A 13,750-nucleotide genomic window follows, 5' to 3' on the forward strand; every position below is an offset into this window, starting at 1 on the left:
AAACAACCTGATTTTCAGGCTGTTTTTTTATACGTATGGAATACAGATAAGTTACAGCAATTTGGAAACTTGCCATACGACAGGTGTATTCTTGATTTGTTCTCCGAGCCAGGAACGAGCGATACTTTGAAACATCTCCGGATCTCCGCTACAGAAAAACTGATGCACTGGAGCATCCTCTAAAGTGGCAAGCTTGCGTTTATCATATAAAATAGTGCTCGTTTCCCGCGCGGTTTCATCTGCTGAACTAATCAGCTTCACACGTGGACCCATGACCTCTTTGATACAATCTGTCAAAAATGGATAATGGGTACATCCCAAAATCAGTGTATCTATAGGGAGAGCCTTCATTTCTGCAAGTGAAGCTTCTACCGTTTTTTTCGCATGTTCAGAACTAAAATCCCCTTGTTCTACCAGTGGAACCAAAGTAGGACAGGCCATACTTTCCACATGAACATAAGGAGACAATTGCTTCAGTGCTTCTGTATAAGCACCGCTATTAATCGTACCGATGGTGCCAATCACACCGATGTTGGCTGTTTTCGTAGCACTTATCGCAGCACGTGCCCCAGGATGAATGACACCGATAACTGGGATATCTACTTTTTTGGTAATATGATCAAGTGCTGCTGCCGTAGCCGTATTACAGGCAATAACAATAACTTTAGGGTCAAACTGGATCAAAAAATCGACAATTTGTTCTGTAAAAAGTTTCACTTCTTCGGACGAACGGGGTCCGTATGGTGTACGGGCAGTATCTCCAAAATAAATTACTTTCTCCCGGGGAAGTTGACGCATAACCTCTTTGGCAACGGTCAGTCCTCCAACACCAGAGTCTAATATAGCAATAGCTTGTTGCACGAACACACCGCTTCCTTCTTCAATGATTTCCATTCTTTTCACCCTTACCCTATGAAACTTTCGGCAAAAAGGTACCTACATCTTACCCGATTTCAGACAAGCCTTCAACAATTCCGCACCACAAAAAGGCCTTACTCCACCTGCTGCCCGGGCGGCGTAGGTGAAAAGCACAGACCTTTTTGACGATTGACTGCTGTATCCATCGATCCTTACGGAAGATGAAAAAGATGAAAAAGAAACATGTGGTTCACACAAGGAAGCTGCTCTTACTTCAGATTACTTGATCTCATTGATCTCTTTAATCTCAGCAAGTATGGAACTCTCCACATCTGCCTCTTCTTCGGAGTCGCTGATGGAAGAAACGGTGACGAATACCGGCTTTGTTTTGCCGATCGCACGAAATTCTTGAATGATTCCTTCCGTTGTTTCAACAACTTTAGCTGTGATCTGTGAGCCTTGGTCCGTAATTTTCGCAGCTATATCCTGACCTTTCTCCGTTACCAGTTTCGCATTATCAGTAATATCCTGACGCAGCTCTAATCCTGATTTAGGTGCAAATAACAGGGCAGTAATAGAACCTGCGATGCTTCCAATTAGTGTTCCCCACAGTAATCCTTTGCTCTTGTCATTCATGTCAAGCTCACTCCTTCTCATTCGGGTCCGATTCGCCGGAAGCCTTGGAGAAACGATGCCAGGAGGACCATACGGTCAGCGCGGCATCGATTGTACGGAACAATGGACCCATGCGCTGCTCATTCTCTTCATGCGCATGTTGTACATGTTGCTCTACGGAATGGGATAGGGTAGCACTAATGTTCTCTACCTGCTTCGTCGTTGTCCTGAGTACGGTACCGGCTGCTTCGATGGAATCCAAAAAAGGAGCCGACTTCTGAATATGCTGCTGAAGATCCAAAACTACATCATCGGTTCTTTGAAGCAGCTGTATTGCATCCTCTGTCAGAAGACGGGTCCTTTCTTCCATCAATCCCATGCTACCCTGAAACTGTTTAATCATTCCTCGCAGATTCAGCAGCACCACAATCATTACAGCGGAGAGGATAACAAAAGCTCCCGCGGCAACGGTAACACTCCATGCTATCATGTTCCTTCCCCCTGCTATCCGGGCGAACGCCCATCTTTTGTTACCGCATTATAAGCAGGAGGAGCTTGACTTGACACTCTTTACGCTAAAATATTTACAAAAAAAAAACGATTAAGGCTCTAATTGACCCGCATAATAAGGCGCTCCAGGATCGAGATCGATAACATATCGTCTAGGGGATACAATGGATTCCTGATGCTCGCACCGCCAGCGCTGTGAACCTGATGTCCCGAGCAGCTGACCGTCCAGAATGACATCACCCTGATCAAATAAATAGTAAGCTGCACCAAACAGAGTCTGTGCTACGGTGTCCGGGTCGAGTCCGGCAAAGTGGCACTGAAAATCTGGAACACCAAGCGAAGAGAGACCGACCGTGTCCATGACGAACTCACGGCGAGCCTCGGTTCCCCCTGCTTGATACAAACGCACGTTCATCGCTCCATACAAGTGGTCACCTTTTTGCAATGCATCTCTATAGGCAGAAGGCTCTACAATTTTGTCACTTCCGTAAAAATAAATAGCATCACAGGGAACAACTTCAAGCACAGCACTCAGTGCCTGCTGAAACAACTGCAATCGCTTTTTATGCGGAAGAGCCGCCGTAAACAGATCGTGAATACGAATCTGATATTTACTAGCTCCGCTTACACGACCAGCCTCTTTCCAATGCCAAGCTTGCTCTAGCGCACCTTTGAATCGGTTCTTGTCAGTAATATCCTGTACAGGCAAAATACAAGTCTGAGCAGGAATCGTACCATCCTCAAAAGGTACCATATGCTCAGTATGCATAATGACCAGAGGTTCCTGATCTTCTTTTTCCGTGGTTTCAGGCCTCGAGAATGCACTTCCAGCTGAAGTTGGTGCTGCGACACGTTCTTTTAAGCGCTTCTTAAGCACTCTGGCATTCCCAGTCATTCGCCGCATCACTTCCATCAACTTCTCCTCGCGGAACACAGGAAGTTCTTGAAACAGAAGTTCAGCCATATACACCGGGTGAAATCCGGAATTTTGTTTTTGATCTATATTTTGTGAATCTGGCATGACAACTCCTCCTGATGAAAGGTACTGCTTTTTATATTATTAACCCTAAAGATCTACCTTCTCACCTTCTGGAACGGACCCAGTTCAAGCTCAAGATAGGCACGAACTTGTTCATCAAAATGATCGAATATCGCTGGAAGCTGCTTCGTCATCTCATGGAGACTTGTCCGATCCCAAGCATAGTAATCTTGTACGAGCGGTTTGCGGAGGGATACAAGTTTCATGAAAATTTCGTAGCTCTCCTCGTTAAACGCTCCAGCTTCATGTACAATTTCTACAATATCTTCATAACTACTTGCATCACGAAGAATAAAACCATCGATTAGGTAACTTCCAACGTCTGTCACTGTCTCAATAGCGAGATGAAGCGCTCTTTCCTGAACCATGCCGAGAACCAAACTGCCGTCCCATTTGGACGATACTTCTCTTAGTGCAGCCGTAATTTCAGGAATCGCTGCAAGGCGTAAATTGATTTGATCTATATTCACGTAGTACATAGAAGTCACATCCGTTTCGTGTGTTTATCTATTCCGTCTGTTTTTCCGCTTTAACCAGATGAACATGACGGGACATGCGATTAAAATGACGATCAGTAAATACATGGTCTCCATTACATCTTTCAAATCGCTCACTTGTAAGTTCCCTCTCTCTACTTGTTAAGATATGGCCTTACACTTCGTAATCCACTGCTACAGCAGTGTCCTTAACTTCATTCATATGCTTGATAATTTCCTGATGAACAGGATGAACTTGATAGGCCTGAAGGTCTTCTAGGGTTGCTACAACCGCTGTAAGTGAGATGTCAAAAGAACGCTCTGTTTTGAGTACATCTACACCAATCTCTAGCGACTTTAACATTTCAATCTTTCCATCCATGCTGCGCAGAATATCAGCCGTACGCTGAACTGCTTCTTCCGAACGATCTTTCAGTTTAAAAAATACGATATGTTTAATCAAGTGTATCGACCCCTTCTCTATAAGTGATTCTTAATCCATATGGTGTTAGATAATACGTTTACAAAAAATATATCATAAACACAGGAATATTGGTAAATTATCATCCTTGTTTTTCACAATATATAAAAAATGACATGTTCCTTGTTGGTAATTTGCTCCATTAGACAAAAAACAAGACCTATTCTTAAGAAATAGGCCTTGCAGATTAAAGAATATTTATACATCCTTTAACTACCGATTCACTTTTCAGTCTCCTCTTCGGACCGATGCTTGTGAGCCTCAAGATCTTCCAGAGCTTCCTTTACAGCTTCAAGTACTTCTTCCTGTGTCAAATCACCAACATGTGCTCCTTCATCTTTCTCACTGGAATGGTGTTTTGAATCCGTTTTATCAGCTGCCCCCTTCGCCTCCTCTTCATCAGCCTGCAATTTCACCATATTAATAATTTCTTTTACTTTGGTTGGAAAAGGAAGACCGATACGGGCGTAATTTTCGGTAATTGAGATCAGCTCGTTAGCTAAATAAAAATAAATAGCTCCGCCTTTGATAACATCCGTCCCCATTAACAGGTCCAGCTGGTTTGCGAGCAAGATAACTAGAAGCATTAATCCTTTCCGGGTCAGCCCCCAGAATCCGATCTTACTGTTAAGCTTGTCTCCCGTCCGGATTGCAGCTGCTACGCCCGTTATATAATCTATGGCCATTGCGATACACAAGAGGATAAGCAGTTGAGTCCAGCCACCAAATGCAAACGTGAAATAAGCCCCTACCAAACCAAGCAACATATTGACAAGTGCTGGGTTCACCGCGTCCCCTCCTTCTTCTCCTCCTTTCTATTAATCTATGAAAATATTTGGAAATTGACAGGTTATATACCCCAGTTTTTTATAAAAATTATAAATTCAAGGAGAATCGAACCGCATTTCATGAAAGTGAAAAGATAGTTCTTTCGACCCGTTTTTTGAATGCGAATATAGAAAAAACGTATAAAAATACACTATAAAATAGATATAATATACATTAAATGGGTAAAATCATAGTTCTAAATTCACTTAACAAGGTCTTTTCACACAGTTTCAGAGCCTTTATATGCTGTTAACTGTATACTTGAAAGTGAACATTACTTGTTGTAGTATTTGAGTAAAAAATCGGAGGAAATATGCCTAAACAACAAGATCAACATTCAATCCAGGCGTGGTCTCTGATCAACCGCAAATATCTGGGAAAAGGCGTACGTGTAAAACGCTTCCGCAGGCCAACACGCTGTCAGGTCCGTAATCGTATTTTACTCGCTGTTCTCATGGCTAACGACATTAAATTATCTCAGTTAGCAGAAGATCTATCTATCTCTTCCCGCAGTGTTAGCGCATGGGTATATGAAGGACGCATTCCTGGTAGTACCATTCTCGATAAGGTATGTCAATTGCTTGGTTATCCGCGCCACATTTTATTTAACGAAGAAGTAATTCGCACAAGTCCTGTCATCTGTCAGCCTGAAGCGTCTCGTTTCATGAAACGGACAGTTACCCGATCTCCTGTGAGCAATCGTATTCTAACGGGTTTGTGTATGGTACATGATTTGTCCGTAACGGACGTAAGCCACTGGATCGGTGTACATCCAGGAACATTCCGCAAATGGCTTCATCAAGGGACATTGCCATCTGCCGCATTTCAAGATCAAGCAGAAGCGTTCTTTAAGGTTCCTAAATCAATTCTTTTTGCCGATGCAATGTTAAAACAGAAACTATAGCCTTGATACATAAGGATTTCCCAGGTAGATGAGCGCATTTGCCGGGAAATCCTTTTCTTGTTTTTTGGCAAATTAGGCACCGCAAAAAGGAGAGCTTGAGTTATTCAGAAATCTCAAACTCTCCTATTCCCTATTCAGCTACCTATTAATGTGAATGTACTGCCTCGCTTGCCATCTCTTCTTTCAGCGTTTTCAACTTTTTCATGACCGAATTCTGATCCCTGCCGAAATAATCGTGAAGTCGGTTATACTCCGCATATAATCTTTCGTATACCGCGGAATTCTCCGGAATTGGTTTGAAGCTGTCTTCTCGCACACGGGCCATCTTCGCTGCCGCGTCTACGATGTTAGCGTAACCTCCAGCTTCAGCACCTGCTGCCACAGCTGCGAACATCGCTGCTCCTAGAGCTGGGGTTTGTGTTGATGCTGCTACTTTAATTTCACGGCCGGTTACATCGGCATAGATCTGCATCAAAAGTTTGTTCTTCTGCGGCAGCCCACCGCAAGCATATAAAATATCAACGGATACGCCGCTGCCATGAAAAGCGTCCACTATTTTACGTGTGCCAAATGCTGTTGCTTCAAGCAAGGTACGGTAGATCTCTTCCGGTTTCGTTAACAGTGTATACCCGACAATTAAACCGGTAAGATTCGTATCCACCAGTACCGACCGATTTCCATTCCACCAGTCAAGCGCAAGCAATCCCGTTTCGCCCGGCTTATAGGCTGATGCTCGTTTTTCGAGCCACTCATGTACAGATACTCCAGCTTCTTCAGCCTGCGTCTTCACCTCTGCTGGAACCGCATGCTCCGTGAACCAAGCAAAGATATCACCTACCGCAGATTGACCCGCTTCATATCCAAAATAGCCAGGAATGATGCCGTTTTCTACCACACCGCACATCCCTTCCACTTCCTTCTCTTCTTCCCCTAGCAACATATGACAAATGGAGGTCCCCATCGCCATTACCAGCTTTCCAGGTGTTACTACGCCAACAGCCGGGACTGCAGCATGAGCATCTACATTACCCACAGCCACCGCAATTCCCTCATTCAAGCCCATAGCCTGCGCCATTTCCCCTGTCAGACCGCCAGCACGGCTCCCAAGGTCATTAATCTCACCTCTAAGCTTTGTATCCACGAGATGCTCTAGTCTTGGATCCAGCGAAGCAAAGAACGCAGGGGAAGGATACCCTTCACGGTGATGATAGATGGCTTTGTAACCTGCTGTACACTGGTTGCGGCTGAGCTCTCCGCAGAGTTGCATTATGACCCAGTCCGTCGCTTCAACAAACTGATCCGTACGATCATAAATATCAGGAGCTTCATTCAGAATCTGCCATATTTTTGCAATCATCCACTCTGAGGATATTTTGCCTCCATAACGAGGTAAAAAAGCTTCTCCTCTTACTACTGCAAGCTCATTAATTCGATCTGCTTCTGGCTGCGCCGCATGATGTTTCCATAACTTTACCCAACTGTGCGGATTGTCTGATAGCTCTTGTTTGAAACAAAGCGGCTTACCAAGGGCATCGATGGGAAGCATGGTACAAGCGGTAAAATCAATACCAATGCCAATGACATCTTCCTTAGCTATACCAGAGGCATTCATTACCTCAGGCACGGAAGTCGTTAACACTTCAATATAATCTGCAGGATGCTGAAGCGCCCAATCGAGTTCCAATTTACGTCCGCTAACCGGCAATTTTTCATCAATTACACCATGACGATAAGGAGTTACATGCGTTGCCACCTCCGTACCATCCGACAGTTTGATCAGCACTGCGCGTCCCGATTCCGTACCGTAATCTACACCAATTGTATATTTTTCGCTCATTTTGCACTCTCCTTTGAACGTTGTCCATAATAGGCGTCCTTACCGTGTTTACGTAGAAAATGTTTATCTAGCAGATTGGCGTTCATCGATCCGAGCTGAGGATCAAGTGCCATAGACCGATGAGCCATTTTGGCAACTTCCTCAAGCACAACCGCATTATGAAGTGCATCATGGGCATCTTTCCCCCAGGCAAAAGGAGCATGTTGGTGAACCAATACTCCTGGAACGCTAGCAGGGTCAATCCCTTCCATGCGGAAAGTTTCGATAATGACATTACCTGTCTCCAGCTCGTACTCGCCTTCTATTTCTTCCGCTGTCATTGCCCGAGTACAAGGAATCGTACCGTAAAAATAATCACCGTGGGTTGTACCCAGTGCAGGTATTTCTTTTGCCGCCTGTGCAAAACTCGTCGCCCACGGTGAATGGGTGTGAACAATACCTCCGATATCTGAGAAAGCACGGTACAGAGCCAGATGTGTAGGTGTATCAGAAGAAGGACGAAGATCTCCCTCAACAATGTCCCCTTGCAGATTGACAACGACCAAATCACTTGCCTTCAAGTCCTCATAAGCCACACCACTTGGCTTAATGACAACAAGCCCTTTCTCACGGTCAATCCCGCTCACATTTCCCCAAGTAAACGTAACGAGTCCGTATTTAGGTAAGCCCAGATTCGCTGTAAGAACTTCTTCCCTCAAAGATTCAAGCATCACATGTACTCCTCCCATCAAATAAAGCGCATTCATTTTATAAATGTATGTACAACACTAGATGGAATGCCCTTATCTCTAAATTTTTATCTGTTATCATGTTGTTTATTATACACTTGTACGTACAAGTTGGCTATCCTTTTTTCTATTTCTCCTTCTAAAAAAAACAAAAAAACTTTTCTCCTGAAGAATCAGAAGAAAAGCTTTTTTATAATACAAATGCTTTAGATTAGTGAAATGATCTAGTGGATTCTCTTACAATGAGTTCTGGAGTACGTACAATCTCCCGATGTTCGTTTGCAGACTCATGCTTCTCAATCATACCGACCATCCACTCGGCCGCATCGACTCCAAGCTGTTGCTTCGGATGCGCTATGGTTGTTAGCTTAACCTCTGTCGCTGTTGCCATAAAGGAATCATCAAATCCGACCATAGACAAATCACCCGGTACAGATAACCCCGCTTTTCTAATTGGATCAAGCAGATGTACCGCTAGTTCATCATTATAGGTAACCCACCCTGTGGGCCGTTCACTGGAAGGTTTATTTAATAAAGTTTCTGCGTACTGACGAGGTGTTTCCTTTTTCTCCTCCGTACTGTAGGTAAATACCGTTCCCTCTTGAATCGGAATACCGTATTTTCGATGCGCAGCAATAAATCCTTTCATTCGGCGAATTCCCTGCATATCATCTGTTTTGAAGAAACCCGCTAGACGTGTATGCCCTAGCTGAATCAAGTGTTCGGCAGCCATAAACCCACCAAGCTCATCATCAAGCCGTAGACATGGAGAATCCATCTCTTCGTACCTCGCATTAATCATAAGGTAAGGAATGGAACGCTGCTCCATCTTCAGAAAATAGTTAAGATTCACGCTCCGCTCTCCACTTTTCGTCGGTTCGATAATAACACCGCTCAGTGGTTCTTCGAGCAGCATTTCAAGACAGTGCTGCTCCTTCGATTTGTCGTTATCTGTACTCATCAAGAGAAGCCTATAGCCTTGTCTTGTTAACGTGCTCTCAATCCCTTGAACAATCTTTGGAAATATGTAATCAGAGATATACGTTGTTACTACTCCGATTGTTTTGGACTGTTGCTGCGGACTTTCCTTCTCGGCAACAAAGGTCCCCTTACCTTGTATTCGGTAAAGCCATCCGTCTTGAACCAAGTCTCCCAGCGCCTGTCTTACGGTTTGACGGCTTACTCCAAACTGCTCACTCATTTCATGCTCTGAGGGAAGCTGCTGATGAGGCAGCCATTCTGGCTCCGCTGATAACAGCCCAGACATAATTTGTTCTTTCACTTGTATATATTTTGCGGTCATTTCATTCCTCCGTGCGGCAAGCCAGTGTATTAGTAAATTCTCATCGTTCCCATTCCCAGTATTATAGCATAGCCCATTATTGTACGTACAAGAAGGGTGGAATACTAACATATAACACCCTGGCATCTGTTTTTTATGAGGAATAATTAACAACAAAGAGTACAGGTGAAGTTTGGGTAGCCATCATCTGATCCTTCAATGCAATTATCTCATTTCGGGGCTTACTCTCTCGTTTCTATAAGTAAGTCCCGTATAACGAGGTCTGAGCGTATGAGCCGTGGCAAGTGCAATTTGGAAAGCAGATTCGGTTACGTCCAGGTCCGCAAGCGTTGCAGGGCCTCCAGTCACTCGCAGCCAATCTTGCATTTGCTCTCTTTGCGGCAATTGTTTATAAGCTTCAAAAGCAGGTTCTGTTTCTTTCTCATAAAGACCACGATAGATATCCGTCAAGAGCGCCGAGGCAACCCCTACTTTTGCACCATGGAGAATAGCAGGTCTCCCCTGTTCGATAAAATCCATTTCTAGACGATGAGAAATATGATGTTCTCCTCCGGAAGCTGGACGGGAATGATCAATCATAAGCATGGAAATACCAGAAACGATAAGTGCTTCCATAAGAATGGATACCCCAGTCTCACTGCCCTCAGCGATGTCACTTATATGCGTGATGCACGACTCTAGCGCTTCTTCTGTCATAAGGTAGGCAAGTGGGCAAAATGGCTCTTGCCCAAGATCGCGTGATACCTTCCAGTCTGCTAGGGAAGTAAATTTGCCGAGCATATCGCCAAATCCAGCTGCAGTCAGCACTTGAGGTGCTCGTGAAAGAACCTCAAGATCGGCGAAAATAGCATCAGGTGCAGTCGCTTGGAACGTCTGTTTTACACCTCCAATAATAAGAGGAGCCCCCGCAGAAGTAAATCCATCAACCGAAGCTGCAGTTGGTACAGAAAGGAAAGGAATATTCATTTTGAAACATACAAATCTCACTAGATCATGAACTGTTCCTGAACCTACTGCTAAGACAGCCTCACTATTGTTCGAAACGCCTAGCAGCAGCTTCACAATGAACGCTTCATCTGCAATGACATCCCCTGCTTTATTCGCTTCAAGCAGCACCTCATTAACCGTAACCCCAGCGTTCAGGAGTAGTCCTGCGACCTTTCTGCCGGCAGCATTCCCTGTATTGTCATCGTAAACTACGCTTGCTTGTTTGTACCCTTGTGATACGACATAGGGTGCTATCTTATGCAACGCTCCACTTTCCATGCAGATTTGCATACGTACTTCATGATGTCTCGATCCGCAGGTACACCCGGCTGCCTCTTCATTCCATCTTGCTATACGTTTATTCATATCCATGACAAAAACGCCTCCTGTAAGATGAATTCTATCTCTAGTTTCCAACACGTACGTACAAGTTGTCAATGAAAAAGACTGCCTCATTCTCACACTTCGTGAGTCTAAGGCAGTCTTTTATCTACTTAATAAACTTCTTCTATCCTATTCCACAATTTGATTATTTATATGCTGGGAGCCAGTCACCATGAGCTGCAATTAAGTCATCACACATGCTGATGATATCGTCCATCGAAAGCTCAGCCGATGTATGGGGATCCAACATCGCTGCATGATAAATATGCTCTTTTTTACCTGTAATGGCAGCCTCGATAGTAAGAAGCTGAGTATTAATATTCGTCCGGTTCAGTGCAGCACACTGCGGAGGAAGGTCGCCTACATAAGTTGGGGTTATTCCGCTGCGATCTACGAGACAAGGGACTTCTACACATGCTTCTTTCGGAAGGTTCGTAATGAGGCCATTGTTCATTACGTTTCCTCCGATTTTATAAGGTACATTCGTTTCCATAGCTTCCATAATGTAAGATGCATATTCATGGGATCGCTCATGCTTCAGTTGTTCATTATTCACCATTTCATCCCGCATACGTTCCCAACCCGCAATTTGTTCCACACATCGACGCGGATACTCATCAAGCGGTATCTGGAATCGCTCTATGAGTTCAGGATAGTTCTTTTTAATAAAATAAGGATGATATTCTGCATTATGCTCAGAGGATTCCGTAATATAGTACCCAAACTTCAGCATCATCTCATATCGTACCATATCACCATGAGGTTCCTTCTGTTTCTCTGCTGCTCTGCGTTTTATTTCAGGGTACAAGTCCTCCCCATCACGTGTTACTTCAAGCAGCCAAGCCATATGGTTAATCCCAGCGATTTTAGCCTGAACTCCGGTTTGATCTATGCCGAGGTGTGAGAACATATGAGGAACACATACCTGCACACTATGACATAACCCTACGGTTTTAATCCCGCCATAAGTGTTCATTACATTCGTAAGTACAGCCATCGGATTAGTGTAATTTAGAAATTGGGCATCCGGGCACACTTCACGCATATCAGCGGCGATGTCCAGCATAACAGGAATGGTACGCAAATTGCGGAAAATCCCCCCAATCCCTACCGTATCGGCAATCGTCTGACGAAGACCATACTTTTTAGGAATTTCAAAGTCCGTAATCGTACATGGATCATATCCACCCACCTGGATTGCATTGATGACATATTTGGCTCCACGCAGCGCTTCCTTTCGGTCCGTATAAGCTACTATCGTACATGTGCTGCCACTGCTATTTTTAAGGTTGCGCAGCATTTTCTCTGAATCTGCCAAGCGCTGCAGATCAATATCAAACAAGGCAATTTCAAAACCTTGCAACGCAGGCGTCAGCATGCTGTCTCCAAGCACGTTCTTAGCAAACACCGTACTGCCAGCCCCGATAAATGTAATTTTGTTCATCCACTATTCCTCCTCGAGTATACTAAAAAAGTAGAGCACTATTCCCGCTTAGCCTAATACTTCTTTTCGATAATCAAGCCCGTATTACTGAATTCAAGTAATAATCCTGCATATTTGATACGCTTTCAATATAAAACAGACAGTGAGAAAAATGTATGGAGAAATACAATTCAGATATGGATGATTGTTGCATTGTGAAAAAAAAGAGTATATGTTCATCACAATGAAAGATTGGAGGAATGTGACGTGAATCAGGATCATACCTATTTCGAAGTGGGCATCAATCCTCATCCTGAGGAGAATGAACCAGCGGTTCTATTTTGCGGAGAAGGAAGACCCGATCCCTCCCACCGAATTGGTCCCTCTGTACATGAATATTATCTCGTGCATACGGTACTGGACGGGAAGGGAGTCTTCCAAAGTGGCGGGGTATCCTACCCCTGTGAAAAAGGAGATACTTTCTTTATCTTCCCGGGAGTTCTATTCAGTTATGAGGCAGATTCCACTTGTCCCTGGCACTACACTTGGGTAGCCTTGAAAGGGGATGCTGTCTCCTCCTATTTGAGGCGAATCGGGATATCGGAAGAACGCCCTGTACTACACACAAAAGAACCCTCCGCTGCTCATGAGTTATACAGACGAATCCGTACCTCCTTTGGACAAACAGCCTATCCGGCGATGGAGAGTTTAGAGGCATCCGGATGGATGCGGCTACTCTTCCATCATTTTGGTCTAGCTAATTTGGACTCCGTTCCCATTCCACAGTCAGAGCATCCCGTTATGATCGATCGCCAGGTAGAGCATGCCATTCGCTGGATTTCGCTTCAATACCCACAGCAGATTAGTATCCATCATATGGCTTCAACACTCGGGTACCACAGGGCACATTTGTCCAAGTCTTTCAAAATCAAAACTGGCCTCTCACCCAAACAATATTTAATGAAAGTCAGACTCGAAAAAGCGAAAGAATTGTTATCAGACAACCTGACCATAGATCAGATTTCTTCCTCCGTTGGTTTCAATGATGCTCTCTACTTCTCCAAACAGTTCCGCAAGGAGTATCGAATGTCTCCGACGGAATATCGGAATGAAATTGCGAAAAAATCATAGGGCGCGTTAATCCTCTTGCATGTCGTAGGAAAATAAAAAAGGTTCGTCATCGCTACGAGAGCAAAGACGAACCTTTTTATAAAATGCGAAATGCGGTCGAGAGGACTCGAACCTCCACGGGGGTTAGCCCACACGGACCTGAACCGTGCGCGTCTGCCAATTCCGCCACGACCGCACAACTTATAATACTTTTCATATTATAAGTGGGCTTTCATAGATTTGCAAGTAAAATGATTACATGCCCAT

13 protein-coding genes, 1 tRNA gene and 1 pseudogene are annotated in these 13,750 nt (G+C 44.3%); 2 read left to right on the forward strand and 13 right to left on the reverse strand.

Features of this window, described 5'->3' with window-relative positions:
• Nucleotides 1–51: 51 nt before the first annotated feature.
• The 7 genes and pseudogenes from racE to KFT32_RS27310 all read right to left on the reverse strand — a co-directional run.
• Nucleotides 52–861, reverse strand: a complete 810-nt coding sequence (gene racE / locus KFT32_RS20665; RefSeq protein ID WP_349304937.1) for a glutamate racemase — start codon at nt 859–861, stop codon at nt 52–54.
• Nucleotides 862–1,137: 276 nt separating this feature from the next.
• Nucleotides 1,138–1,494 (reverse strand): YtxH domain-containing protein, encoded by a 357-nt coding sequence (locus KFT32_RS20670; protein WP_211749384.1) that lies wholly within the window; start codon nt 1,492–1,494, stop codon nt 1,138–1,140.
• Between the two features lie 7 nt (nt 1,495–1,501).
• Entirely contained in the window at nt 1,502–1,963 is a 462-nt protein-coding gene (locus KFT32_RS20675) for a DUF948 domain-containing protein (protein WP_211749385.1), read from the reverse strand.
• A gap of 111 nt (nt 1,964–2,074) precedes the next feature.
• On the reverse strand, nt 2,075–3,004 hold the full coding sequence (locus tag KFT32_RS20680) for a DUF4261 domain-containing protein (protein WP_211749386.1): 930 nt from the start codon (nt 3,002–3,004) through the stop codon (nt 2,075–2,077).
• Between the two features lie 53 nt (nt 3,005–3,057).
• Nucleotides 3,058–3,501 (reverse strand): DUF86 domain-containing protein, encoded by a 444-nt coding sequence (locus tag KFT32_RS20685; protein WP_211749387.1) that lies wholly within the window; start codon nt 3,499–3,501, stop codon nt 3,058–3,060.
• A 172-nt stretch (nt 3,502–3,673) separates the two neighbouring features.
• Nucleotides 3,674–3,961, reverse strand: a complete 288-nt coding sequence (locus tag KFT32_RS20690; protein ID WP_211749388.1) for a Dabb family protein — start codon at nt 3,959–3,961, stop codon at nt 3,674–3,676.
• Nucleotides 3,962–4,389: 428 nt separating this feature from the next.
• A pseudogene (locus KFT32_RS27310) lies at nt 4,390–4,746 on the reverse strand (phage holin family protein); the annotation flags it as partial.
• Nucleotides 4,747–5,120: 374 nt separating this feature from the next.
• On the opposite strand from KFT32_RS27310, the gene KFT32_RS20700 reads away from it, so the two are divergent.
• A complete protein-coding gene (locus KFT32_RS20700; RefSeq protein WP_211749389.1) occupies nt 5,121–5,711 on the forward strand; it encodes a helix-turn-helix domain-containing protein in 591 nt (196 codons plus the stop codon).
• 145 nt (nt 5,712–5,856) lie between these two features.
• Here KFT32_RS20700 and KFT32_RS20705 read toward each other — a convergent pair whose 3' ends face one another.
• The 5 genes from KFT32_RS20705 to melA form a co-directional block, all read right to left on the reverse strand.
• Nucleotides 5,857–7,548, reverse strand: a complete 1,692-nt coding sequence (locus tag KFT32_RS20705) for a ribulokinase (protein WP_211749390.1) — start codon at nt 7,546–7,548, stop codon at nt 5,857–5,859.
• On the reverse strand, nt 7,545–8,258 hold the full coding sequence (gene araD, locus KFT32_RS20710) for an L-ribulose-5-phosphate 4-epimerase (RefSeq protein WP_211749391.1): 714 nt from the start codon (nt 8,256–8,258) through the stop codon (nt 7,545–7,547). The genes KFT32_RS20705 and araD overlap by 4 nt, the downstream gene beginning before the upstream one ends.
• 229 nt (nt 8,259–8,487) lie before the next feature.
• Nucleotides 8,488–9,579, reverse strand: a complete 1,092-nt coding sequence (locus tag KFT32_RS20715; protein WP_211749392.1) for a GntR family transcriptional regulator — start codon at nt 9,577–9,579, stop codon at nt 8,488–8,490.
• 204 nt (nt 9,580–9,783) lie between these two features.
• Entirely contained in the window at nt 9,784–10,938 is a 1,155-nt protein-coding gene (locus tag KFT32_RS20720; protein WP_211749393.1) for a sn-glycerol-1-phosphate dehydrogenase, read from the reverse strand.
• Nucleotides 10,939–11,095: 157 nt separating this feature from the next.
• Nucleotides 11,096–12,394: an alpha-glucosidase/alpha-galactosidase gene (gene melA / locus KFT32_RS20725; protein WP_211749394.1), complete on the reverse strand. Its 1,299-nt coding sequence runs from the start codon at nt 12,392–12,394 to the stop codon at nt 11,096–11,098.
• A 246-nt stretch (nt 12,395–12,640) separates the two neighbouring features.
• On the opposite strand from melA, the gene KFT32_RS20730 reads away from it, so the two are divergent.
• Entirely contained in the window at nt 12,641–13,504 is an 864-nt protein-coding gene (locus KFT32_RS20730; RefSeq protein WP_211749395.1) for an AraC family transcriptional regulator, read from the forward strand.
• Nucleotides 13,505–13,595: 91 nt separating this feature from the next.
• On the opposite strand, the gene KFT32_RS20735 is transcribed toward KFT32_RS20730, so the two are convergent.
• Nucleotides 13,596–13,679 (reverse strand) — tRNA-Leu (locus KFT32_RS20735).
• Nucleotides 13,680–13,750: the final 71 nt, after the last annotated feature.

The organism is Paenibacillus sp. Marseille-Q4541 (assembly GCF_018310695.1).
Lineage (GTDB): Bacteria > Bacillota > Bacilli > Paenibacillales > Paenibacillaceae > Paenibacillus.

What these genes read in the sequence shown, in the direction of transcription:
- KFT32_RS20700 (WP_211749389.1), top strand. Translation starts at nt 5,121, where the DNA reads ATGCCTAAACAACAAGATCAACATTCAATCCAGGCGTGGTCTCTGATC.
- KFT32_RS20675 (WP_211749385.1), bottom strand. Translation starts at nt 1,963, where the DNA reads ATGATAGCATGGAGTGTTACCGTTGCCGCGGGAGCTTTTGTTATCCTC.
- KFT32_RS20705 (WP_211749390.1), bottom strand. Translation starts at nt 7,548, where the DNA reads ATGAGCGAAAAATATACAATTGGTGTAGATTACGGTACGGAATCGGGA.
- KFT32_RS20720 (WP_211749393.1), bottom strand. Translation starts at nt 10,938, where the DNA reads ATGGATATGAATAAACGTATAGCAAGATGGAATGAAGAGGCAGCCGGG.
- KFT32_RS20685 (WP_211749387.1), bottom strand. Translation starts at nt 3,501, where the DNA reads ATGTACTACGTGAATATAGATCAAATCAATTTACGCCTTGCAGCGATT.
- melA (WP_211749394.1), bottom strand. Translation starts at nt 12,394, where the DNA reads ATGAACAAAATTACATTTATCGGGGCTGGCAGTACGGTGTTTGCTAAG.
- KFT32_RS20670 (WP_211749384.1), bottom strand. Translation starts at nt 1,494, where the DNA reads ATGAATGACAAGAGCAAAGGATTACTGTGGGGAACACTAATTGGAAGC.
- KFT32_RS20680 (WP_211749386.1), bottom strand. Translation starts at nt 3,004, where the DNA reads ATGCCAGATTCACAAAATATAGATCAAAAACAAAATTCCGGATTTCAC.
- araD (WP_211749391.1), bottom strand. Translation starts at nt 8,258, where the DNA reads ATGCTTGAATCTTTGAGGGAAGAAGTTCTTACAGCGAATCTGGGCTTA.
- KFT32_RS20715 (WP_211749392.1), bottom strand. Translation starts at nt 9,579, where the DNA reads ATGACCGCAAAATATATACAAGTGAAAGAACAAATTATGTCTGGGCTG.